Annotated in this window: 22 protein-coding genes; 12 read left to right on the top strand and 10 right to left on the bottom strand. The window is 69.4% G+C overall.

The window, feature by feature from the left end; all coding sequences use genetic code 11:
- Positions 1–46 precede the first annotated feature (46 nt).
- Both D1648_RS03510 and D1648_RS17780 read left to right on the top strand, forming a co-directional pair.
- Positions 47–1,459 carry an AAA family ATPase gene (locus D1648_RS03510; RefSeq protein ID WP_122939442.1) on the top strand — a complete coding sequence of 471 codons (1,413 nt, stop codon included), beginning with the start codon at positions 47–49 and terminating at the stop codon, positions 1,457–1,459.
- On the top strand, positions 1,425–2,249 hold the full coding sequence (locus D1648_RS17780; RefSeq protein WP_126281973.1) for a hypothetical protein: 825 nt from the start codon (positions 1,425–1,427) through the stop codon (positions 2,247–2,249). Before D1648_RS03510 ends, D1648_RS17780 begins: the two co-directional genes overlap by 35 nt.
- Here D1648_RS17780 and D1648_RS03505 read toward each other — a convergent pair.
- The 7 genes from D1648_RS03505 to D1648_RS03470 form a co-directional block, all read right to left on the bottom strand.
- Positions 2,246–2,524 (bottom strand): transposase, encoded by a 279-nt coding sequence (locus D1648_RS03505; protein WP_206424768.1) that lies wholly within the window; start codon positions 2,522–2,524, stop codon positions 2,246–2,248. The two genes, D1648_RS17780 and D1648_RS03505, sit on opposite strands and share 4 nt — an antisense overlap.
- A 159-nt stretch (positions 2,525–2,683) precedes the next feature.
- Positions 2,684–3,811, bottom strand: coding sequence for a serine hydrolase domain-containing protein (locus D1648_RS03495; RefSeq protein WP_122939440.1), 1,128 nt, complete (start codon positions 3,809–3,811; stop codon positions 2,684–2,686).
- A gap of 34 nt (positions 3,812–3,845) precedes the next feature.
- Entirely contained in the window at positions 3,846–5,597 is a 1,752-nt protein-coding gene (locus tag D1648_RS03490; protein WP_122939439.1) for a DUF5605 domain-containing protein, read from the bottom strand.
- A gap of 51 nt (positions 5,598–5,648) precedes the next feature.
- On the bottom strand, positions 5,649–6,536 hold the full coding sequence (locus D1648_RS03485) for an ATP-binding cassette domain-containing protein (RefSeq protein ID WP_122939438.1): 888 nt from the start codon (positions 6,534–6,536) through the stop codon (positions 5,649–5,651).
- A complete protein-coding gene (locus D1648_RS03480) occupies positions 6,533–8,308 on the bottom strand; it encodes a dipeptide/oligopeptide/nickel ABC transporter permease/ATP-binding protein (protein WP_122939437.1) in 1,776 nt (591 codons plus the stop codon). The genes D1648_RS03485 and D1648_RS03480 overlap by 4 nt, the downstream gene beginning before the upstream one ends.
- Positions 8,305–9,246, bottom strand: coding sequence for an ABC transporter permease (locus tag D1648_RS03475; protein WP_122939436.1), 942 nt, complete (start codon positions 9,244–9,246; stop codon positions 8,305–8,307). The genes D1648_RS03480 and D1648_RS03475 overlap by 4 nt, the downstream gene beginning before the upstream one ends.
- Positions 9,247–9,265: 19 nt before the next feature.
- Positions 9,266–10,828, bottom strand: a complete 1,563-nt coding sequence (locus tag D1648_RS03470) for an ABC transporter substrate-binding protein (RefSeq protein ID WP_122939435.1) — start codon at positions 10,826–10,828, stop codon at positions 9,266–9,268.
- A gap of 149 nt (positions 10,829–10,977) precedes the next feature.
- On the opposite strand from D1648_RS03470, the gene D1648_RS03465 reads away from it, so the two are divergent.
- The 4 genes from D1648_RS03465 (at position 10,978) to D1648_RS03450 (ending at position 15,076) form a co-directional block, all read left to right on the top strand.
- On the top strand, positions 10,978–11,619 hold the full coding sequence (locus D1648_RS03465; protein WP_122939434.1) for a TetR/AcrR family transcriptional regulator: 642 nt from the start codon (positions 10,978–10,980) through the stop codon (positions 11,617–11,619).
- Between the two features lie 419 nt (positions 11,620–12,038).
- The gene (locus tag D1648_RS03460) at positions 12,039–12,341 is read left to right on the top strand and encodes a hypothetical protein (RefSeq protein ID WP_122939433.1); all 303 of its coding nucleotides are present in this window, start codon (positions 12,039–12,041) and stop codon (positions 12,339–12,341) included.
- 136 nt (positions 12,342–12,477) lie between these two features.
- The gene (locus D1648_RS03455) at positions 12,478–13,128 is read left to right on the top strand and encodes an endonuclease (protein WP_122939432.1); all 651 of its coding nucleotides are present in this window, start codon (positions 12,478–12,480) and stop codon (positions 13,126–13,128) included.
- A 244-nt stretch (positions 13,129–13,372) separates the two neighbouring features.
- Positions 13,373–15,076 carry a hypothetical protein gene (locus tag D1648_RS03450; protein WP_126281972.1) on the top strand — a complete coding sequence of 568 codons (1,704 nt, stop codon included), beginning with the start codon at positions 13,373–13,375 and terminating at the stop codon, positions 15,074–15,076.
- An 85-nt stretch (positions 15,077–15,161) separates the two neighbouring features.
- Here the strand turns inward: D1648_RS03450 and D1648_RS03445 are convergent, their stop codons facing one another.
- The 3 genes from D1648_RS03445 to D1648_RS03435 form a co-directional block, all read right to left on the bottom strand.
- Positions 15,162–16,193 carry a proline racemase family protein gene (locus tag D1648_RS03445; protein ID WP_122939430.1) on the bottom strand — a complete coding sequence of 344 codons (1,032 nt, stop codon included), beginning with the start codon at positions 16,191–16,193 and terminating at the stop codon, positions 15,162–15,164.
- Entirely contained in the window at positions 16,183–17,289 is a 1,107-nt protein-coding gene (locus tag D1648_RS03440; protein WP_164518573.1) for an alcohol dehydrogenase family protein, read from the bottom strand. The genes D1648_RS03445 and D1648_RS03440 overlap by 11 nt, the downstream gene beginning before the upstream one ends.
- Positions 17,290–17,541: 252 nt before the next feature.
- Positions 17,542–17,799: a metal-sensitive transcriptional regulator gene (locus tag D1648_RS03435; RefSeq protein ID WP_122939429.1), complete on the bottom strand. Its 258-nt coding sequence runs from the start codon at positions 17,797–17,799 to the stop codon at positions 17,542–17,544.
- A 137-nt stretch (positions 17,800–17,936) separates the two neighbouring features.
- Between D1648_RS03435 and D1648_RS03430 the strand changes: the two genes are divergently transcribed.
- From D1648_RS03430 to D1648_RS03405, 6 genes are read left to right on the top strand one after another with little or no spacing between them, the layout of a single operon-like run.
- Positions 17,937–19,394, top strand: a complete 1,458-nt coding sequence (locus tag D1648_RS03430) for a rhodanese-like domain-containing protein (protein WP_122939428.1) — start codon at positions 17,937–17,939, stop codon at positions 19,392–19,394.
- A gap of 1 nt (position 19,395) precedes the next feature.
- A complete protein-coding gene (locus D1648_RS03425) occupies positions 19,396–19,560 on the top strand; it encodes a hypothetical protein (protein WP_122939427.1) in 165 nt (54 codons plus the stop codon).
- Positions 19,497–20,030, top strand: coding sequence for a DUF3322 domain-containing protein (locus D1648_RS18480; RefSeq protein ID WP_122939426.1), 534 nt, complete (start codon positions 19,497–19,499; stop codon positions 20,028–20,030). The genes D1648_RS03425 and D1648_RS18480 overlap by 64 nt, the downstream gene beginning before the upstream one ends.
- A complete protein-coding gene (locus D1648_RS03415) occupies positions 20,027–21,250 on the top strand; it encodes a type III polyketide synthase (RefSeq protein WP_122939425.1) in 1,224 nt (407 codons plus the stop codon). The genes D1648_RS18480 and D1648_RS03415 overlap by 4 nt, the downstream gene beginning before the upstream one ends.
- Positions 21,247–21,960, top strand: a complete 714-nt coding sequence (locus D1648_RS03410; RefSeq protein ID WP_122939424.1) for a class I SAM-dependent methyltransferase — start codon at positions 21,247–21,249, stop codon at positions 21,958–21,960. Before D1648_RS03415 ends, D1648_RS03410 begins: the two co-directional genes overlap by 4 nt.
- The gene (locus D1648_RS03405; RefSeq protein ID WP_122939423.1) at positions 21,957–23,225 is read left to right on the top strand and encodes an NAD(P)/FAD-dependent oxidoreductase; all 1,269 of its coding nucleotides are present in this window, start codon (positions 21,957–21,959) and stop codon (positions 23,223–23,225) included. Before D1648_RS03410 ends, D1648_RS03405 begins: the two co-directional genes overlap by 4 nt.
- Positions 23,226–23,304: the final 79 nt, after the last annotated feature.

The raw sequence follows: 23,304 nt of genomic DNA, 5'->3' as shown, positions 1-23,304 counted from the left end.
TACTTTCCACCAATATTCGACCCAAACCCAAGACAAGGAAGAACGAATGCCCATCAGAACGAACAGAGTAGCCAAGATCAACATTGATGACCTATTCGGCTACGCCAGCCACACCCTAGACGTAGACGAAAGCGGCGTCACCATAATAACGGCACCAAACGGGGCAGGCAAAACACATTTGATGCGCCTGGCAACCCTGCTACTTCAGTTCGACCTCCCGAAGCTAATATCAGAACCCTACGGTTCACTAAGCTTGACCTTCACCGACGGATCACGCCTGTCAGCACGTCGAATCATGCATGAAGGAGGAGTATTTGAAGTTGAAGTTGAGGCAAAAGGAAAGGGGGAGCACAAATCAATCTCATTCAACTCGAGCGACGCACGACTTTACGAACAGTTCTCGGACGCTCTACCGAGAGCATTCGTACAGGACGCACCATTTAAATGGACAACAAGGCTTCGCGCCCAGGAGGCCTCCATCGAGCGACTGTCCATGCACGCCAGCACCGAACAGTCACAGATACTTGACGTCACTCGAGACGTGCAATACATCCGAAAGACTTTTGGCTTTCCAGACGGCGTGCTGATTGACACAAAGCGTCTGTACGAGTCTCCGTTCGGTGTTGACGCTCACTCCCGCTACTCCGGCATTTCCGGGTCTGAAACAAGGACGTACAGTACCGCAGAGCGAATGAATGCATACATCTTTCAATTACGACGACAACTTACGCGCGCAAGACGCGAAACAGTAGACACGTCACAGCGGGCAGACATGAACATTGCAAATCGGCTAATGGACGCCGCCAAAGCTACCGTAAGGGAGAGCGACTTACGCGAACGCTACCAGAAGGCCGTAACACAGCAGGAGTTGCTGGCAAGAAACTCGCTTGCCATAGTTGACGCCCCTGTCCCCCTTCCAACAAAAATGAACCCCACCCAGCGACGGATTCTGAAAGTCGTACTCGACGACTGGGAACGGCGACTAGCTCCCTTAATTCCACTCAATAACAAGATCGACGCATTGAGGCGCATTCTCGACGACAAGCTCGGTCCGTCAGGAAAATCTACGTCCATTTCGCCCGACGGCGAACTTCAATTTCGCGACCTCCGCGGCCGAAAAATTCGGGTCGGCACACTTTCCTCGGGCGAGCAGCACCTAGTAGCCCTTTATACCTCGCTACTATTTGCTACACCAAGTGGATCAGTCGTCTGCATCGACGAGCCCGAGCTTTCTCTCCACGCAGCCTGGAAGCATGATTTTGTCGACGAGATTCTTGAGGTAGCCAGTCTAGCCAGCATTCAGGTCATCCTTGCCACACACTCGACCGCGATAATCAATGGCCGCTGGGAGATCACTAGGGCACTGGATCTACAAACATCACCTGCACAAGCAGCCCAAGAAGATCACCTCTCAGACGATTTCGATGGAGAAGCTGGTGATGAAGAGTATGAACTCTAACTCGAACCCGCTTCAGGAATTTGACAATATCGCTGATAGGATACGACTGCACTCACAAGCAAGTCGGGCTCCTGTTCTAATAGTCGAAGGTGTATCGGACAAGAGAGTTAACAGCCAATGGCTCCCCGAGGCGGACATCTTTCCTGCGTTATCTCGCGATCAGGCAGTTTCCACACTCCGTGAGATCCTGCCTTCATTGAAGATCGCCATTGCATGTATTTTGGATGAAGACTTCCAGCGACCTGTTCTTTCAGAGCTTGAGCATGCACGGGTCGCGTACTACTCTGGGAGAGATCTTGAGTCTGCGTTTATTCGGTCTGGGGCACTTGCAAGAGTCCTGCTCCACTTCCTCCCTCAGCATGAAGATGAAACGAAGGCTCGAGAAATAGTCGACCAGGCAACAGAGTGCTGCAGACCGATCTCCGAACTGCGCCTCGCTAGCTACCGCCACTCTTTGGGCCTCAACTTTGACCGAATCGGGTTCGGTGAATTCTTTTCATCAGGAGACCATTCCTTCGACACAGAGGGATATATACAGCGCCTATGTCAGATTCGCGAAAACGAAGATATTACGCCCGAGGTAGTAACTAATTTGGTCACGGATGTGGATGACGAACTTGGGCCTCGGGGGCGCGACATACTTAAAGTGGCCGCGAGACTCACACTTTCCACAAACCCGAAGTTTCGCGGCAACCTGGCTGACATGCTTGAAGCCGCATTGTTCTCGACAAGCTGGGTAGATCGGCCAGTGGTGGAAAAAGTGCGCGCAGCTTGGTCCCTAGCTGCTTAGTGGAAGTTGGTCATTACCAGACCGACGCCAGTGTGGATTCTTGAGGCGCAAAAACCGATCGCCGCACGCAGCGTGAAGCACTCCACCGCGACCGACCAGTCCAGCTCACCATCCGCGTCGGCACGGACCAGGAGCGCGTCGAGGACCTGATCCCAGGTGCCGTCGGCGGCCCAGGCGCGGTGGCGCTTCCACACCGTCTGCCAGGGCCCGAAGTCGGCGGGGAGATCGCGCCAAGCAATCCCGCACCGGTAGCGGTAGATGATTCCCTCGACCACCTACCGATGATCCCGCCTCGGCCTCCCCGACCAGGGGCGCTGAGCGGGGAGCAAGGGCTGGATCGTCTCCCACTGGGCGTCGGACAACGCGCTTCGTCGGCTCATCCACCCACCATCACACCCCGAACTCCCACAAACTTAGGAGACACGCCCTAGTCCTCACCCGGCCCTGCGATTGAGCTCCCTCGCCAGCTCGATCGCCCGGGGATCCGCTCCCCCGGGCCAGGGCGCCTCCGCGACGATGTACCCGAAGGCGAGTCCCGTGTCGGGGTCGACCGTTCCCACGCAGCCGAAGGCCCCGTCGTGCCCGAACGAGTTGGGCCCTCCCCAGTCGAGCTGGGCCGAGTGGTGCTGGAACACGATGCTGTGGGCTCGGCCGTCCAGGCCCAGCACGTTGTCGTAGCCGCGCACCTGCTGCTGGCCGATCTGCTCGACGGTGTCGGGGCTCAGGAACGGCGGCTTCCCGCCGAGTCCGGTGACTCCTGCCGCGAAGAGGCCGGCGATGCCTCGAGCGGAGGCTGTCGCCGATCCCGCGGGATGCCCGAAGCGCCAGCTGCGCTCGTCGTTGCCGTAGTCGAAGCCCTCCGCGTCCGCCAGGCCGATTCCGGAAGCGTACGGCGCCCAGCGCGGCGGATCCTCTGCTGATGGGGGTCGCACCATCGGGAGCAGCGGGACGCGCCGGTCCTCGAGCTCGGGCGGAAGCCCGAGATGGAACTCCAGGCCGAACGGGGAGCGGATCTCCTCCTCGTACACCTCGTGCAGCGTCTTCCCGGTCACGCGGAAGACGAGCTCGTCCCCGAGGTTCCCGATCGTCTGGGCGTGGTAGCCGAAGGCGCTGCCGGGATGCCACTGGGGCCTGCTCGCGGCCAGTCGTGCCGCCCCCGCATGATGATCCAGCAGCTCGTCCACGGTCAGAGGAGGAGTCGCCCGCGCGAGTCCTGCCTGATGGGAGAGGAGCTGCCGCACAGTCACCTCCTCCTTGCCCTTGTCCGCGAACTCCGGCCAGTAGGCGGCAACACGCTCGTCGAGGTCGATCTCGGCGCGCTCGAGCAGTAGCCCGATCGTGAACCCGATCGTGTTCTTGGAGACCGAGTAGGGCACCATCAGGGAGTCCTGGCGCAGCCGCGGTCCGGCCCAGAGGTCCAGGACCGGTTCGCCGTCGCGGTACGCGGCGACCTGGAACGAGTAGTCGGGGTCGGCATCGAGGTGCTGCACCAGGAGGTCGACGACCCAGGTGAGCGAGTCGTCGAGATGTCCTTCAAGTCGACCGATGCTGATGGTGGTCATGGGCGAAGTCCTTCCGGCGAGGTGGGGCGGGCGTTCAGGGGATCGGGGTGAGCCGCAGCGCCATCCATTGGCGCCCGGGGAGCTCCACACGGAAGGCTCCTTCGAACTCCCTGGGCAGTCGCTCGACGGTCATCGCCCAGGTGTCGATGATGTCCACCGTGTAGCGCGTGCCGGGCGGCCTGATGATCGTCCGGTAGCGCGGCTGGGCGAATCCGAGATAGGTGACCAGGACGTCTCCTGCCGCCGCCCAGGGCGCGTCCCAGTTCGAGGTGACCGGGTCGAGCCGTCCTCCCGGGAGCTCCGCGATCACCGAGCGGAGGAATGCGAATCGCTCGGGGCTGCTGCCCACGAGCTCCCCGCCCTTGGACCACCACAGCTCCTCGGTCTCGTTGAGGTAAGTCTCGCCGTGGTTGACGTACCCGCCGCGCAACGCGCCCTCCCAGGCTCGTCGCACGAGCTCCTGGCCGGTGATGTTGCCCCAGCCGTGCTCGAGATCGCCCTCGTAGCCGCATTCGTCGAAGACGACGGGCTTGCCCCAGCGCTCGCGCATGTCGTCCGTGTCCTCCGCAGTGCGGTAGGCGTCCACCCGCTGCACGCTCGCGTGGGTTATCCAGGGGCGGGTGTGGTCGTAGTGCTCGTAGCAGTTGTGGATCGAGGTGAGATGATCTGCGTGGTCCTCCTCCCCGATGACCTGGGCGATGCGCTCCCAGTCCTCAGTCGTCTTCGCCCGCACCAGGTCGTACTCGTTGGCCAGGGACCACCAGACGCTCTCGTGTGCGGCGAGCCGGCGGACGACGTAGCGCACGTAGTGCTCGTCGGCCCAGGCAGGCATCTCGGAGAAGCCCCACCGGTCATAGGCGTGGAACAGGATCAGGTCTGTCTGCACGCCGACTGCGGCGAGTTGCTCGACTCCCCGTTCGAGCCGCCGGAAGAATTCCGGGTCGAAGGTCGCGAGATCCCAGGTGCCGTCTTCGCTCCGCACATACGGCATCACCTCGGGCTCTTCGCGGTTGAAGAGGAAGGACTTCGGGAACACACAGACTCGCGCCTTGGTGAAGCTGGTGCGAGCAAGACTGGCGAGAGTTCGTCGCCGCACGTCCTCGGGCTGGTGCCACCAGGCGTAGAGCGTCGTCCCGAAGGGGTGGAAGCGGGTCCCGTCGGCGTGCGCGAAGTGGAAGTCGTCGGCCACGCGCACCGGGCCCCGGATGCCGACGGGGGCGGCGACCACCTCGAGGTCGAGCTCCACGCCGTCGAGCGATCGGGCGTTCGAGGAGGTACGCAGGTGCCACTGTCCTTCGAGATCGGGGAGCCAGCGCAGCCGATAGATGCCGCCGCCGTCGTAGAAGCCGCCGACCCGGACCTGTCGATCGCCCAAGGTGAGGTGAGCGGTGAGCTCAACGTCGATGAAGGGGTTGCCGTGGTCAGGGCCGTGGAGCACCAGCTCGACGCGTTCGTGCACCCGGGCCTCCTGCGGGGTCTCGATCCGTGCCGACGCACGGGGCACCTCCTCCCCCTCGTACCCGTCGGCGGGCGGACCGGGGGCGGGCTGAGGTTCGGGCTCCGGATCCGAGCCGTCGAGGTCCGCGAGCTCCGCCCACATCTGATCGAGCCCACGCGGCTTCTCCCCGACGAACAGCCCTCCGCCGACTAGCGCTCCGAGGCGGATGGTGGTCAGCGAGGAGAGGACGGGCGAGTCCAGCACCCCCGGTGCGTAGCGTTCGATCACTGCTGCCGCGGCCGGATCGTCCTTCACCGCGGCGGCTCGTGCGCGGGCGTCGTATCCCATGGATTGTTGCTCCTCGTTCGAAGTGTTCTGGTGTGGATGGGCGCGGCCCGTTCAGGGCCGGACGCCCGGAGACTGGACCGCTGAGGCGGATACCGGGGAATCGACGCTGCGCTGCTCGGCGAGCAGTCGGTGCCGCTCGGCCCGTCGCTGCTCCTGCTCGGCGGGATCGGAGACGGGTGATGCCAGCAGCAGGCGCTGCGCGTAGGGGTGCTCGGGCCTGCTCGTGACCTGGTCGCCGTCGCCGACCTCGACCAGCTCGCCCCGTCGCATGACGGCGACGCGGTGGCTGATGTGTCGGATCACCGCGAGATCGTGGGAAACGAAGAGGTAGGAGACGCCCGTCCGGCGCTGGATGTCGATGAAGAGGTCCAGGACGATCGCCTGCGTGGTCAGGTCCAGCGCCGAGACCGGCTCGTCGCACACGATGAGCTCCGGCTCGAGGGCGAGCGCTCGGGCGATCGCGATCCGCTGCCGCTGCCCGCCGCTGAACTGACGCGGGTACCGGGATCGGGCGTCCGCCGGCAGCCCGACCTGGCGCAGGAGCGTGGAGATCTTCTCCATCGCCCCGGTCCGCCGATCGCCGCGCGCGACGAGGGGCTCCGCGAGGATCTCCCCGATCGTCATCGACGGGTTCAGCGAGGAGTAGGGATCCTGGAAGACGACCTGGATCCCTCCCGCGCTCTTCCGCCGCTGGGCGCGCGAGAGGTGCGTGATGTCCTGTCCTCGGAAGCGGATCGACCCCTCGGAGACGGGTGCGAGGCCGAGAATCGCGCGGCCGATCGTGGACTTCCCCGATCCCGATTCGCCGACCAGCCCCAACGTCTCTCCGCGGTCGATGTGGAAGCTCGCGTCGTCGACGGCCCGGAAGCTGCGTCGGCCGAGCCCTCCGGAGCGGAAGTCGACGGACAGGCCCTCGACGGACAGCAGTGCCTCGCTCATGCCCGGACCTCCTCGGCGACCTCGGCATCGAGCGCGGTGCGCGACGGCCCGTGCTCGAGGATGTGGGACAGCAGCATGCGGGTGTACTCCTCGCGGGGGGCGTCGTGCAGGGTCCTGGTGGGTGCGGACTCGACCACGCGGCCGTCGCGCATCACGTACACGCGCTCGCACAAGTCTGCGATGACACCGAAGTTGTGCGTGACCAGCAGGATGGCCATGCCCTGTTCGCGCTGCAGATCGCGGAGCACGTCGAGGATGTCGGCCTGCACGGTGACGTCCAGCGCCGTGGTGGGCTCGTCGGCGATGATCAGCTCGGGATCGCCGGAGAGAGCACCAGCGATGAGCACGCGCTGTGCCATCCCGCCCGAGATCTGATGCGGGTAGGCGTCGAACACTCGGGAAGGTTCTGGGATTCCGACGCGGGCGAGCAGCTCGAGGGCACGTTTACGTGCCGCGGCGGCGTTGAGTCCTCCGACGACGCGAAGGGGCTCGACGAGCTGCCGTCCGATGGTGAACGCGGGGTCGAGGTTGGTCAACGGCTCCTGCGGGATGTAGGCGATCGAGCGACCGAGCAGCTTCTCGGTGGAGCGCGGGTCGAGCGGGTTCCCCTCGAAGGTCAGCTCACCGCCGGTGACTCGGCCTCCGTCTGGCAGGAGCCCCATGACGCTGAGTGCGATCTGGGTCTTCCCGGAACCGGACTCGCCGACAACTCCGACGATCTCTCCCGGCTCCACGCGAAGGCTTGCCCCGTGGACGACCTCCTTCGGCTCCTGGCCGTGCGTGGAGTAGGCCACGCGCAGCCCTCGCACCTCCAGCAGCGCGGTGGTGGAGGGGGCGGGGAGAGCGTCCTCGGCGTCCTCGGTGGGGTGGACGAGGGCACGGCGTCCGCGCCCGGCTGTCCCGCTGCTCGTCGCGCCTTCCATCACGTCGCGCAGCGAGTTGGCGAGGAGTGCGAGTGCAGCGCAGGTGATGCCGAGGACGATGCCCGGCCACACCAGCAGGTGAGGGCCGCGGAAGATGTTCGCGAAGCCATCGTTGAGCATCCCTCCCCAGCTCGGGGCGGCGAGGTCGCCGAATCCGAGGAAATCCAGACCGGCCTGGATGAACAGCGCGATCGCGAGGATCATCGCCGTCTGGATGATGATCGGGGCGCGGACCACTCCGAGCACGTGCCGGCGGATGATGCGCAGATCGCTCAGTCCCGACACCTTCGCCGCGTCGATGTAGAGCTCGTTGCGGACGTTGGAGACGGTCGATCTCACGAGTATGGAGAACGAGGGCGCCAGGAGGATGCCGAAGACGACCATGGACGTCCATACCGAGGAGCCGGTCATGGGCTGCAGCGCGAGGAGTACCACGATGCCCGGCAGGGCGATCAGCAGGTTCGACAGCCAGGAGACAGCGACGTCGAAGGCGCCTCCGTAGTATCCGGCGACCAGCCCGCTCGGCACACCGAGCAGGAGGGCGACGGCCACGGCGACCAGTGCACCGCCGAGACTGATCCGCGCGCCGTGCAGGAGCCGGCTGAGGATGTCTCGTCCCGCGCTGTCGGCACCGAGCAGGTGCTCGGCGGAGGCGGGCGCGAACACGTCGGAGAGATCAGAGGCCGAGGGGTCGTACGGGGCGATCCAGGGGGCGAGGAGGGCGGCGAGCGCGATGAGGACGAGGACGACCGCCGAGCCCAGCGCGATCGGAGAACGGAGCGTCTCCTTCAGCAGGCTGCGTCGCTGGTCGGTCGAGTCCACTTCGAGAGCGAGTGGTGTGGTGGTCATGACTGCCGTGCCTTCGGGTTGAGGAATGCGACCGCCAGGTCGATGAACAGGTTCACGAGCACGACGATGGCCGTCGTCGCGATGAGCACGCCGAGCACGATCGGGATGTCGCCCTGGGCCGTCGAGTTGGACAGCACCTGGCCGATACCGGGGAGCGCGTAGATCCGCTCGACGAACACCGCACCTCCGAGCAGTCCGACGAACTGCAGGGCGATGACTGTCAGACCCGAGACGCTCGCGTTGCGCAGCACGTGCACGAACAGCACTCGTCGTGCTGACAGGCCCCGGCTGCGGAGGGTGCGGACCCAGTCCTGCCGAAGGGTGTCGATCACGGCGCCGCGGATCTGCTGGGCCGCGCTGGCGACCGCGCCGAGGGCCAGAGCGGCCACGGGCAGCACGAGGGACTGCGCCCACCCAGCAGGGGAAGCGGTGAACGCGATGTATCCGGTGGCCGGGAACCAGCCGAGCCGGACCGCGAAGACGAGGGCGAGCATCAGAGCGACCCAGAAGCCGGGCAGTGCGAAGCCGATGATCGCGAGGATCTGGACTGTGCGATCCACCCAGCCCCGGTAGACCGCGGCGGCGACGCCGGCCACGGTCGCGATCAGCGCGGCGAGCACGGTCGTGGTGACCACGAGGCTGACGGTGACGGGGAGACGATTGACGACGGCCGAGGCCACGGGTTCGTTGGTGTACCACGACGCTCCGAGATCGCCGGTGAGTGCGCGACCGCCCCAGTCGAGGAACTGCTGGAGCAGGGGCTGGTCCCTTCCGAGCTCAGAGTTCAGTCGTTCGACCTGCTCGTTGCTGGCAGCAGGGCCGAGGATGTTACGTCCGACGTTGCCGGCGCTCGCGCCCATGAGCAGGAAGGCGATCGCAGGGATCGCGATCAGCAGGACGAACCCGGCGCCGAGCTTCTTGAGGGTGAAGGTGAACATGGTGCTCCCTGGACGGTGCTCAGCTCGCGGGTGCGTAGTTGTAGACGAAGGGGACGTTGTTGCGCGGCTGGACCTCGACGGTCACCGTGTCGGATGCCTGCGCGAAGTTCTCCTCGGCCCAATACCAGGGGATGAACCACGCGCTCTCCACCTCCCACTCGTTGATCTGTGCGAACAGGCCCGTCTGCTCCTCCGGGGAGGCGGAGGGGATGGCATCGATGAGCTCCTGGAGCTCCGGATCAGACGTCTTGAAGGGGTTCCACGCCGCGTTCTCCGCGAGATAGTCCTGCACGACGGACCACTCGGTGGGCACGGATCCGAAGATCACGAACGCAGCGGCGTACTTGCCGGCCTGCATCTCCGAATACAGCTGCTGAGAGGGGATCGTGGTCCAGTCAACCGTGATGCCGACCTCGGCGAGGCCCTGCTCGATCCCCGTCTGCGCGGCCGGCACCAGGAGCCCTGTCGCGGCAGGCATGGGGAGGGTGAAGCCGTCCGGGTGCCCGGCCTCGGCCAGCAGCTCGCGGGCGCGCTCCGGGTCATAGGGGTAGATGCTGTTCAGCGACTCGTCGTAGGCCTCGGACGAGGGGTTCAGGAGCTGGCGGTTCGGGACTCCCGCGCCGTTGTACGCGGCCTGGTTGATGGCCTCGGAATCGATGGCGTGGGCGATCGCCTGTCGGACCAGCGGCGAGGCGAGCTCAGGCACCATCGTGCCGTCTCGGTCGTAGAGCGCGAGCCCGACCCACGAGATCGGCACCGCGGCGTTGTGGATCTCGAGGCCTGAGGCCGAGGCGTTGTCGATGTTGTCCTGCTGGGTCAGGTTTCCGACGTCGACCTGGCCGCTCTTGAGCGCGTTCAGCAGACCGGTCTCGTCGGAGTAGATGGAGAAGATGACCTGGTCGAACTTCTGGAGGTCGGGCTCCCAGTAGTCCTCCCGGGCGTTGAGGGTGTACGTCGACCCCTGCACGGACGTCGTCTCGTCCATCACGTACGGCCCGGAGCCGACAGGGACGGTCTTCAGGCTCTCCTCACCGAGGGAGGCGGGGCTCGCCATGCGACCGGCGGCGTCGGAGAGGTTGTACTCGAGATCGGGGATCGGGGCGTCGAAAGTCGCGCTCAGCTCGTGGGTGCCGAGCACCTCGACCTTCGAGAGGCCGACGAGCTGATTCCCGAGGGGTCCGGCAGCCTGAGCGAAGTGCTCGAAGTTCGCCTTGACGGCTTCGGCGTCCAGGGCGGCTCCGTCGCTGAAGGTGACGTCGTCTCGGAGCGTCAACGTGATGGTCAGGTTGTCGTCGGAGAACTCCCATGCGGTCGCGAGCATGGGAACGTACTCGTCCTCGAGAGTGCGTCGGATCAGCGAGTCGTACACGGCCTGGCCGTAGGGCACATAGTTCGCGGCCCCGATCTGCGCGGGATCCCAGGACTGCGGCACGACGGTGCTGCCGATCCGAAGGCCTGCGCCGGCACCGCCGCCCGAGCCACCCCCGTCCGACCCGGATTTGGCGCCGCAGGAGGCGAGGACGGTTCCGGCGGTCAGGGCGACCACGGCGCTGCCGAAGGCCCTTCTGGTCAGTCGAGACATGGCGGGATCCTTACTTCGTTGTAGGACGGACGGCGTCGTATCAGGACGTGGAAAAGTTATCCCACGTTCACGGTTCAAATGCAATGCTTCGTTAACTTTTCGTGACCTCGACGAGGGCCGCGGACCACCAAGGGGGCCAGAATGGGGTGATGACGACAGAGACCACCCCCACCCGCACTGTGCGTCGCGGCCCGTATCGGAACGGGATCCGGACTCGACACGAGATCCTCGAGGCTGCGACCGGGGTGTTCGCCCAGCACGGGTTCATCGGCGGCACATTGCGCCAGATCGCCGACGAGGTCGGGGTCTCCCCCGCCGCGTTGCTGCGCCACTTCAGCTCGAAGGAGGAGCTGCTCACCGAGGTCTTGGCGACCTCGGACGCGCGCAACGGCGTGGAGATCTTCGGTGACCACGAGGGCCTGGCCTATTTCGACCGCTCGGGCGCACTGGTGCGACGGAACGTCGAGAACCGGCGACTGGTCGAGCTCCTGCTGACCGTCAAGACCGAGGCGAGCGACCCAGCGCACCCTGCACGCTCCTTCATGGAGCGTCGCGCGACGAGGTACCGGGAACAGCTCACCGAGCAGCTGTGCATCGCACGGGATCGCGGCGAGATCGGCGCGTTCACCGACGAAGAGCTCGAGATGGAGGTCCACGGGTACACAGCCCTCATGGACGGGATCGAGCTGCAGTGGCTGCTCGACCCCAAGCTCGATCTCGTCAGCCTGTGGGACCGCCACTACGCGGGGCTGCGTGCGCGGTGGGTCGCGGGCACGGCTGGGCAGGGCTGACGAGCACGGTGGCCGAGCGCCCGTATGGACTGGGACAAGTCTCGGGTAGTGTTGTGACGGTCGGATTCTGAGTCGGCCGCCGCACTATCTCGTGCCCAACAAGTCGACGAACTGAGCGCTGTCGAGCGCCGGTGAACGGTACTCCCCGAGGGCGCTCGGCAGCTGTTGCTCTCAGGAAGCGTCGTGCCTCCACCTCGCCACGACTCACGGCACCACCGGCCCGGGCTCCGACGCGGCGAGGGACGAGGTGCTGCTGCACCGTTCGGAACCGTCGTCCGCCCGAGAATCCCCGAGCGCTCACCTCGAAGCCGCCGTCCACATCCTGCTCGCAGGCAGTGCGCTCTGTCGGTGCCCCTGGGCACACTGATCGGTGACCTGGCCACGCACAGGGCGTGGCCGCCCTACCGAAGGCAGGCATCATGTTCCCCACACGCGACCTGACCGACGGCGTCGAGCGCCTCCTCGAGCGCGACCGCGTCCACCAGCTGCTCATCGAGGCGCATCCCGAGCTCGAGGACCGCATCGAGGTCGACGACGCGAATCCCATGCTCACGATCCCCACCGGACGCGGCGGGGCGATCATCCTGTGGAAGGGAGAGCACGAAGACATCATCCGGTGGCGCATGGCCGCCCCCGACGGTGAGGGCGTGACCGTCGTGGAGCCGGACTCGATCGAGGAGCTCCCGCAGCTGGTGGCGGAGCAGCTGGAAACGTCGGCGTGAGCTGCGTCGGGGCCCGCTGTCTCGCCGGCTTCGGCGTTCAGATCACGCCGTGCGTTCCAGAACACTGAACATGGGCGTCGGTTGAACAAGCTGCGACTCACGTCGGCGTTCCGGGCCCCTCCCTAGACTCCTCCCCATGACCGGACAGCGGGACCTCGCACATCGACTCCTGACGACGCACGGCCGCACGTTCGCGGCCGACGCGGCGATCACGCTGCGGGACAAGCCGGCACCCCTGTGGCAGCTGCTCGTGCTGAGCCTGCTGCTGTCGACGCGCATCAGCTCAGACATCGCCGTCGCGACGGCCCGTGAACTGTTCTCCGCCGGCTGGCGCACCCCCGAGCACCTGCGCGAGAGCACGTGGCAGGAGCGGGTCGATGCCCTCGGGCGCGGCGGCTACCGACGCTACGACGAGAGCACCGCGACCCGCCTCGATGATGCCGCCGCGCTGCTCCTGGACCGTTGGAAGGGTGACCTCCGGAGATTGCGGGACGAGGCGGAGGGCGACTCCCGCCGCATCGCGGATCTGCTGCAGGCCTTCGACGGCATCGGCCCCACCGGTGCGAGCATCTTCCTGCGCGAGGTCCAGCAGGTCTGGCCCGCGGTCCGCCCCTTCGCCGACGACCTGGTGCTGAGGGGCGCCCGGGCGGCCGGGCTGCCGCAGGACGCCGAATCGCTGGCAGGCCTGGTCGAGGGTGAGGATGTCGCGGGTCTCGCCTCGGCCCTTGTGCACATCGCCCGGGATCCGGATCTCCTCCACGGGGACTGCGACGAGCCCACCGCGTAGCGGCGTGCGGTCGCGGCAGGTCGGTATTCGGCACGCACGGGCCGCGGGGCAGGGCGCGATCGGCGGTGGTCTTCTTCCGGGGTTCGCCCCGTCGGCCGCCGCCTGATGGAATACCCCCATGAGCCGACGACGCCGTGACCGCAGCCCGCTCGGACAGGGTGCCGCCCGCCAGCGCGCCCAGCGCCGCGCTCACCATGGCGCCCGCCCCGGTCCCGCCGCGGAGCCGCTCGCGGAGACTCCCCTGATGAGGATGCTCCGCCCGGCGCTGCGCTCCGATGACCCGACCGCGTTCTGGGTGGTCGCGGCGCCGCTGGTCACCATCATCGCCGACCCCTCCGACCTGTCCGTCGCGCTTCCCGAGGGCGTGGACCAGCTGGACACCTTCCTCGAGGTCGACGTCGCCGAGACCACCGCGCTGCTGCACATGGTCGCCGCGATGGGTCCCGACGAGGAGCTCCGCTCCCGGGCACGCCTGGGGCTGACCGCCCGCCGCCAGCCGATGCCGCCGCAGATCACCGGACTGGCCGAGGCGCAGGTCACCGAGACCGCGGCCCTCGGTGACGAGGCCGGGGAGAACCTGATGGCCGAGCTGGTCCTCCCGCGCGGCGTGCGCGCCGTGCTCGTCGCCTATGTCCAGTGGTCCCCCGCGCCCTATGTCAAGGACGCGTTCGTGGTCCCGGAGCCGTTGGAGCAGATCCTCGAGAAGTACCGCGAGCTCATGGCGCGGGAGGGCATGGTGCTCGATGAGGTGCTCGAGACCGTAGCCCCCGCCGATGCCTGCGCCCGCTTCACCGACGCCCTCGCGGCGACCCCGGCGGACGTCGCGCAGTCCGGCGACTTCGAGCAGTGGCCGATGCTGCGCCCCTTCGTGGAGTTCGTCGTGAGCCGCATGCCGGAGGGCGGCATGGGATACGACGAGGCCGGTCTGCCCGCGCACGCCGACGCCGCAGCGGCCCCCGAGCGCCCGCCGTGGATCCTCGAGGACGGCACCGATCTGGTCGAGGAGTTCACGGCCTCCGAGCACGCCGCCGCGCTGCCCCATCGCGAGATGGTGCAGGACCTGGTCTCCGCCCTGATGGTGATCCTCGATGCGACGCTCGGCGATCCGCTGGCCTGGGACGTGGAGACCACCGCGTGGCTGCTCACCGATGTGCTGCCCGTCAGCCCCGTCCTCGCGGACGAGCTCGCGGCGGAGGTCCCCGCCGTCGTGCCGCCGCTGGTCGCCTGGTCGCTCGAGCGCGATGGAGCCGGTGCCTCCCAGATCGCGCAGACGCAGCGCACCCTCGCCCCGCTGCTCGCGCAGTTCCCGCAGCTCCGCGCCGACCCGCGCACGCGGGCGCTGCGCCTGGAGGAGCAGGTCGACCTCGCCCTCGAGATCTCTGCCGATCTCGAGGACTCGACCTCGCTGCGCATGGCGGACCTCGCCCTGCGCGTCGGCGGCTCCACAGAGCTCGACGAGCTGGACGCCGAGCCGCTGCCGGCCGAGGAGCTGGCGGTGGAGACGATCGCCGAGGGTCTGCGGGATCTGGCCGCCGAGATCGACGGCCACCTGGTGGAGGGGGTGGCGGCGCTGCTCGCGCTGACGCCCCGGGAGATCGACGCCGAGGAGGTGCTGACCGCCTGCCGGCGCCTGCTGGTGCGCATCGCGCAGCTCGACGACGCGGTGCTGCGCCGGAAGGCGAGCCCCCGCAACACGGCTGCGGCGCTCGTCTCGCTCATCGCCCGCGGCAACGACATCATGGGCCACGCCCCCGCTCCCCTGCGCGGCAAGGACCTCAAGCAGGCCTTCGGCCTCCGCAGCGACCCGGCCCAGCGAGCCCGCCCCCTGGCCGAGGCCGCAGCGCTCCCCCACCGCTACACCGGCGTCGCCCTGGCCAATCCGGGGCTGCTGATCGGCGCAGCCCGGGCCCGGATCCTCCGGGCGCAGGACGAGGCGCAGGGACGGTGACATCACAGGCCGCGTCGCGCCGGTCATGCCCCGACGGTCTCCGCTGTCCGTGACGGCCCTCGACCGGGCCGGCGCCGTGCACCCCTCACCGCTCCAGCAGAGCTGCCAGCCCCTCCCCCTCCACCAGCGGATCATCGAGGTCCACGGTCAGCCGTGACCTCGCCAGCAGCCGGGCGGAGCCGGTGGTGGAGGTGTCCCAGGCCGGGAAGCCGCCCACGCGCGTCCGGGCCAGCAGCGCGCCGCGGAATCGGTTCCCGCGCGGGGAGATGGTCTCGAGCGCGAAGCCGGGGCCGGCCTCGCCGCGGGCGGCCAGGAGGGCCAGGCGGGCGGAGGTGCCGGTCCCCGTAGGGCTGCGGCAGAGCACCCCGGGATGCACGTAGGTCGCCGAGCGGGACTCGACGGTGCCGTCCTCGAGCGTGCGCACCGGCCCCATGAAGTGCACGAACGGGAGCGGTCCCACGTCCCCCAGGGAGGGATGCTCCTGGCGCAGCCCGGGCCGGGCCGCGCGCACGAAGGCATCGCCGAAGGCGGTCAGCGCGATCTGCTCCTCGGCGGTCAGCGCGAAGCCGTGCTCGGCGGCGTCGATCATCGCGTAGTGGGCGCCGCTGTAGACCAGGTCGCAGCGGACCTCGCCCAGCTCCGGCACGTCGATCCGCACATCGCGCTCGGCGACATAGGCGGGCTCGCCGCGGGTGGTGATCGACTCGACCCGTCCGTCGGCGTTGCGGGCGGTGATCCGTGCCAGGCCCGCCGGGGACTCCAGCACCACCTGCTGCGTCCCCTCGACCATCTCGATCACCCCGGCCTCGAGCAGCACGGTCGCCGCGCAGATCGTGTTGGAGCCGGAGTACATCGGGTAGCCCATCGCCTCCATGATGATGTAGCCGGCCTGGGCCTCGGGATGGCCGGGCTCCACCAGCAGGTCCACGGACATGGCCGGGTCGCCGTAGGGCTCGGAGAGCAGCAGACGGCGCAGCGCGTCCCCCTCGGCCTGCAGGTGGCGGGCCTTCTGGAGCACCGTCCGGCCCGGCAGCGCCGTGATCCCGGAGGTGACCACGCGGCTCACGTCCCCGCCGGCCTGCGCATCGATCAGCTCGAGCTCCCGTTCACGGCGCATGGGGCGCTCCGTGCTCGTCCCAGTGCCGGTCCGGGACCACGACGAGCTTCCCGATGAACTGCTTGGCGAGGAAGGCGCGCTGGGCGTCGTGCAGCGCCGAGAGGCGGAAGGTGCGCTCCAGCAGGGGCCGGATCCGACCGGCCTCGATGTAGGTCAGGAGCCTCGCGAAGGCGGTGCGGGTGCCCTGGGAGGAGCCGTGCAGCTCGAGCTGCTTGAGATAGGCGGTGCGCAGGTCGAGCTGCACCACCGGCCCGCCGATCGCGCCGGCGGTGACATAGCGTCCCTCGGGGCGCAGGATCCGCAGCAGGTCGTTGAACAGGGGCCCTGCGACCAGGTCCGCGACCACGTCCACCTCCCCGCCGACCGTGCCCTGGACGGCGGCGACGAGGTCCTCCTCGTCGCGCAGCACCACGCCCTCCGCGCCGATCTCCCGCAGCGCCGCCTCCTTGCCGGCGCTGGTGACCGCGTACGGGATCGCGCCGCGCACCCGCGCCAGCTGCAGCAGCGCGGAGCCGACGCCGCCGGAGGCCCCGGTGACCAGCGCATTCTCCCCCGCGGCGAGCCGTGCCCGGTCCAGCATCTGCTCGGCGGTGAGATAGGCGCAGCAGAACGTCGCCAGCTCCGCGTCGGAGAGGTCGGTGGTGATCCGGTGGGCGTTCTCGGCGGGCACGGCGACGTATTCGGCGTAGCCGCCGTCCCGGCCGTGCCCGATGTAGTCGATGTCCGCGAGCGAATCGTCGCCCACCGGGCGGTGGTAGAGGCTGAAGTCCACGATCACCCGCTGCCCGATCCGTGAGCCGTCGACCCCGGGGCCGACGGCGGCGATGCGGCCGACGATGTCCGCGCCCTGGGTGCGGGGGAAGGTGAGGGTGGAGCGGCCGCGACGCCAGGACGAGACCGCGGCCGGGTCGGTGTCGGACCCGTACGCGCCCTCCCGCACCCAGATGTCGGTGTTGTTCATCCCGCAGGCGTGCACGTCGATCAGCACCTCGCCGGCCGCAGGGACCGGGGTGGGGACGTGGCCGGAGTGGACCAGCTGGTCCAGGCCTCCGTGGCCGTGCAGCTGCACGGCGCTCATGGTCTCGGGGATCGACATGGGCGGTGCCTCCCGTGCTCTCGGCGACCTGCGGAGCGCCCGGCGCGCGCGCCGGGCGGCTCACGGGAAGTCTCCCACTGCGGGGCGGGGCGGTCCATGGGTGCGGAGGCGGCGGGCTTCCGGTGCGCCCGACGGAGGGCTTCTCGAAGGGTTCTCGAAAGCGCTCTTGTGCACCTCGTGCGTCTTCCCGCCTGTCTCTCCGCAGCGTCGTCCTCTCCGCCGGACCGACGAGCCCCCGCGCGGCGGTCTCGTTCAGGCGAGCGTGAGGAACAGCTTCTCGAGAGCCTTGCGGTCCATCGCGCCGTCCTCCCCGGCCAGGCACTTCTCCATCCCGCTGGCGATGATCGCGAAGCCGGCGCGGTCCAGCGCCTTGGAGACGGCCGAGAGCTGCGTGACCACGGCCTTGCAGTCCTCGCCCTCCTCGAGCATGCGGGTCACCGCGGCGAGCTGCCCCTGGGCGCGCTTGAGTCGGTGGATGACGGCGGTCACACTGGCGGCGTCGAGCTCCACGAGGCCTCCTCGGCAGGGATCGGGCGGATGTCCGCACCCACCGTATACCCCCAGGGGTGTCTTGCATACCCCGGGGGGTACCGCGTAGGCTCGCCCCGTCCGCACCCGATGCAGCGCCCCGAGCGCCAGGAGGAACCGTGCTCCTCGAACGTGTCCACGACCCCGACCTCTCCCAGACCAGCTACCTGATCGCCTGCCAGAGCAGCGGCGAGGCGCTCGTGGTCGATCCGCGCCGCGACATCCAGCAGTACCTCGACCTCGCCGCGCAGCACGGCCTCACGATCGCCGCGGTCGCCGAGACGCACCTGCATGCCGATTTCCTCTCCGGCACCCGCGAGCTGGCCGCCGCCACCGGCGCCACCGCCTACGTGCCCGGCACCGGCGGGGAGGACTGGCAGTACGGCTTCGAGGCCGAGCGCCTGCACGACCACGAGACGCTCACGCTGGGCCGGATCACCGTCACCGCCCGGCACACCCCGGGCCACACCCCCGAGCATCTGAGCTATCTCATCACCGACGGCGCCTTCGCCGACGAGCCCGGCTACCTCCTCTCCGGCGACTTCGTGTTCTCCGGGGACCTGGGCCGGCCCGACCTGCTCGACGAGGCCGTGGGCATGCAGGACACCCGCTTCACCGGCGCGAAGCAGCTGTTCGCCTCCCTGAAGGAGGTGTTCCTCGCCCTGCCCGATCACGTGCAGGTGCTCCCCGGCCACGGCTCCGGCTCCGCCTGCGGGAAGGCGATCGGCGCGCTGCCCTCCACCACGGTGGGCTACGAGCGGCACTTCGCCTGGTGGGGCCCGTACCTGAAGAACGACGACGAGCAGGGCTTCCTCGACGAGCTGCTGGACGGCCAGCCCGATGCGCACGCCTACTTCGCCCGGATGAAGCGCCAGAACCAGGAGGGCCCGGCCCTGCTCGGCGAGCGCATCACGCCGCGGGAGGTGGGCGCCGAGGAGCTGCAGCGCGGCCTCGAGGACGGCACGCTCGCGCTGATCGACACCCGCCCGGTGGACCAGGTGCATGCCGGCACCGTGCCGGGGGCGCTGAACATCCCCGCGCTCGGCAAGGCCGCCGGCCACATCGCCTGGGCCTTCGACCCGGACACCGACAGCGCCGAGCTCGTGGTCCTCGCCGAGGACGCCGCGTCGGCCGCCGAGTACGGGGATCACTTCGTGCGCGTCGGCGTCGACGCCCTGACCGGCTTCATCCCCTCGCTGGAGGGTCTGCCGCAGACGGTGCCGCCCGTCATCTCCCCGGCCGAGCTCGAGCAGCAGCGCAGCGAGGGGACGGCGCCGCGACTGCTGGACGTCCGCACCCGCACCGAGCACGCCGCCGGCACCGTCCCCGGCGCGCAGCAGCTCTCGGCCGGGAAGGTGCTGTTCCGTCAGGGCGAGCTGCCCGGCGAGGGCGCGGGCCCGCTGGTGACCTTCTGCCAGTCCGGGCTGCGCAACACCGTCGCCGCCTCCGCCCTGCGCCGCGCCGGCCACGAGGTCGTCGAGCTCGACGGCAGCTACGCCGCCTGGGCGCAGTGGCGGGCGGAGCATCCCGAGCAGGCCCCGCACCCAGCGCCCGCCGCCGACCGAAGGAGCGCCTGAGATGTGCCGCGCCGTCACCTGCCGCACCTGCGGCAAGACCACCTGGGCCGGCTGCGGCCAGCACATCGAGCAGGCCCTGGCCGGCGTGCCGACGGCTGAGCGCTGCCCCGGCCACACCGAGGTCGCCCCGACGAAGGGCTTCTTCGCCCGGCTGCTGGGCCGCTGAGGCCACGCCCGGACGCCGCGTGGATCGAGTCCTGGCGGAGCACCGGCTCGGCGCCGCGGGAGCACGTGCTCTGGGAGGAGCGGCGCTGGGCCCAGCTCGGCACCCAGCTGCTGCCCGTGCGCTGGGAGGCCACCGGGGCGGGCGCCCTCACCCTCGCCGCCGGTCCGGCGACGCGCCTCCGGCGAGCGGCTGGAGCAGGAGCGGATCGAGCTCCGGCACGCCGTGGCGGCTCTGCGCGGGGCGATGGCCGCTCTCTGACCTGCTTCGCGAAGCGACAGGACGACCGGTCGACGCCATGGCCGATCGCCTCGCACCCGCGTAGGTTGGCGGGCAGGACGTGCCTCCCAGCGCATCGTCCGCGGGTCCATGGACCCCGGTCGGGCCGGGATCGGCGCGACGGGGCGATCCCGGACGGGCCCGTCGCGCCTTTCCCGTCGGGCCGCGCCGCATCCGAAAAGGAGCAGCCATGACCGTCACACTTCGCTCGCTCGAGACCGCCGTCCCCGCCACCGAGCTGCACCAGGACGCCGTCCGCGACGTCCTCGCCGCGCAGCCCGATCTCAGCCGCCTCGGGAAGCGGCTGGTCTCCACCGCCTTCGACTCCTCCGGCATCGAGCGCCGCTTCAGCGCGCTCGCCGAGTGGGAGGGCCCGCCCGACCACGGCGAGCCCGTCTTCTTCGAGGCCGGCACCGGCCGGTTCCTGAACCCCACCACCGGCGTGCGCAACCGCGTGTTCGAGCGGGCGGCGACCCGGCTGTACACGCAGGTCGCGCGGGAGGCGCTCGCGGCGGCCGAGGGGATCGGGCCGGCCGACGTCACCCATGTCATCACGGTCTCCTGCACGGGCTTCTTCGCCCCCGGCCCGGACTACCGCATCGTGCGCGATCTCGACCTCGCCCCCTCCGTGCAGCGCTGCCACCTGGGGTTCATGGGCTGCTACGCGGCCCTGCCCGCGCTGCGGCAGGCGCAGACCATCTGCCGCGCCGATCCGGATGCGGTGGTGATCGTCGCCTCGGTCGAGCTGTGCACGCTGCACGTGCGCACCTCGAACGACCCCGACACCATCGTCGGCTCCTCCCTCTTCGCCGATGGCGCCGCGGCCGCCGTCGTCACCGGGAGGGACCTCCCCGCGAGCACCCCGCTGCTGCGGCTGGACCACTTCGAGACGGTGCTGACGCCGGTGGGCGAGGAGGCGATGGCCTGGAACATCGGGGACAACGGCTTCGAGATGGTGCTCGGCACGTACGTCCCGCACATCATCGACGAGCACATCACCGGTGCGCTCGAGCCGCTGCTCGCCCACGAGCCGGCGCTCGCGGACCTGCCCTTCCGGGAGATCCCGCACTGGGCGATCCATCCCGGCGGGCGCAGCATCCTCGACAAGGTCGAGGCCAAGCTGGCACTGGATCCGGCGCAGCTGGTCCCCGCCCGGGAGACGCTGCGCGACTTCGGGAACATGTCCAGCGCGACGGTGATGTTCGTGCTGCAGAAGATCCTCCGCGCCGCGACGCCGGGGGCGCAGGAGGCTGTGTGCTCGATGGCGTTCGGGCCCGGGCTCACGGTGGAGACGGCGCTGCTCACCGTCATCGGCTCCGCCGCCGGGAGCTCGGAGGCCGCGAGCTCCGCCGCCGGGGCGTCGGCCGCCGTCGGCTCCGGGGCCGGACGCGGGGCGGGAGCCGAGCAGCCGTGATCCTTCCTGCGCTGACCGCCCGCGACACCACCGTCACCGAGCGGATGGACGACCCGCGCTGCGACCCGGATCGGCTGGCCCGCACCTATGCCGCCTTCCGTGCCGTGAACGCGATGGTCGCCGGGTGGCGCACCACGTACGCCCGCCTCCTGCGCCCGCACCTGCGCCGCGACGGGCCGACGACGCTGCTGGACGTGGGCTGCGGCGGTGGGGACCTCAGCCGGGCCCTGGCCAGGTGGGCGCGCCGCGATGGCCATGACCTCCGAGTCACCGGCATCGATCCTGACCCTCGCGCGTTCGCGTGGGCACGCAGCCGGCCCCCGGTCGCGGGGGTCCGGTTCCGCCGAGCACGGACCGGTGACCTGGTGGACGAGGGCCGACGCTTCGACCTCGTCGTCTCCAACCATCTGCTGCATCACCTGGGAGACGCGGAGCTCGACGCCGTGCTCGAGCAGTCCCGTGCTCTCGCCCGCCGCGCCTGCGTGCACAGCGACATCCGGCGCGCACGGCTCGCCTACGCGCTGTTCTCCGCCGCCACCTGGCCGCTCTTCCCGCGCACCTTCATCCGTGAGGACGGCCTGACCTCGATCCGTCGCAGCTTCACCGCGCCCGAGCTGGCGCAGCGCCTCCCCCCGCCCTGGCAGGTCTCCTCGCAGAGGCCGTTCCGCTTGCTGGTCACCCTCGCCGCGGGGACGGCCCCGTCCCCATGACCGATGTGCCGGGTCGGAGCGCGGGGCAGGGATCCTGCGAGGTGCTGGTCGTCGGGGGAGGGCCGACGGGTCTCTTCCTCGCCTCGCTGCTGGCCGGGCGGGGCCTCGACGTGGTGGTGCTCGAGAAGCGCCGCGTCCCGTCCCGGCATTCGCGCGCGATCGGCCTGCATCCTCCGGCGCTGGGCGCGCTGCGAGTGCTCGGGCTCGACCGGGAGGCCGTCGCCGGCGGTGTGCCGCTGCGCTCGGGAGCTGCGCTGTCACGGGGCCGGCACCTGGGTCAGGTGCGCTTCGCCGCGCGTCGCACGCCGAATCGGTTCGTGCTCTCCCTCCCCCAGAGCCGCACGGAGGAGATGCTCTCCCGGAGACTCTCGGCGCTCTCCCCCACCGCCCTCCGGCGGGGGTGGCAGGTCACGGAGGTCCTCGAGACCGCCGGGGGTGTGGAGGTGACCGCGCGGCGGACGGCGGAGCAGGACGGCGCCGCCCCGCACGGCTCGTCTCCACTTCTGCGATGGCGGGCGCGGCTGCTCGTGGTCGCGGACGGTGCACGCTCCGGGACGCGCGCGAGCCTCGGGATCGCGATGCGCGGCCGCGTGCTGCCGGACACCTACCTCATGGGGGACTTCGCCGAGGAGACGCCGAGCACGGGCGCCCGCGCGGCCGGCCGTCGTCCCCGCGAGGCACGTATTCATCTGGAGGCCGACGGGGTCGTGGAGTCGTTCCCGATGCCGGATGCTCGCCGGCGCTGGGTGGTGCACACCGGACCCACCGGTGCAGGCCCGCCCTCCTCCGCGCACCGCCTCGCCGATCTCCTGCAGAGGCGGCTGGGCGAAGCCCCGGACCCGGACACGGCCACGATGATCAGTGCGTTCACGGTCGCCCAGCGGTTCGCGGCGCGTCTGTGCACGCGACGGTGCGTGGTGATCGGCGACGCCGCCCACGAGATCTCCCCGATCGGCGGGCAGGGGATGACGCTCGGCTGGCTCGACGCGCTCGACATCGCGCCGCTGGTGCGAGGCGCGATCGCGACGGATCAGGCGCCGGACCTCTCGCGCGACGCGGACTGGGGACGCATCGAGCGCAGGATCATGCGGCGGGCACGGACGGCCGGCGCGATCGCCGGGCTGAACACCGCGCTCGGGCGTCCCGTCGGGCGTCGGCTGTCCCTGATGCGGGCCGCCGCGCTCCGCCTGGTGCTCGGCACCCGGCTGCGGATCCTGCTCGCCTGGGTGTACTCGATGGGCTGGGTCGGCGCGGCCCGGCGCTGACGGGCCGCCGCGCGGTTCCGCGCACGCCTGAGCGAGCTGAGGCGCAGAGGAGCTGGGGGCTGGGGAGCTGAGCCGAGGC

Origin of the sequence: Brachybacterium sp. EE-P12, assembly GCF_003711805.1 — a bacterium.
Classification (GTDB): domain Bacteria; phylum Actinomycetota; class Actinomycetes; order Actinomycetales; family Dermabacteraceae; genus Brachybacterium.
This window is presented reverse-complemented; position numbering and strand designations above follow the sequence as displayed.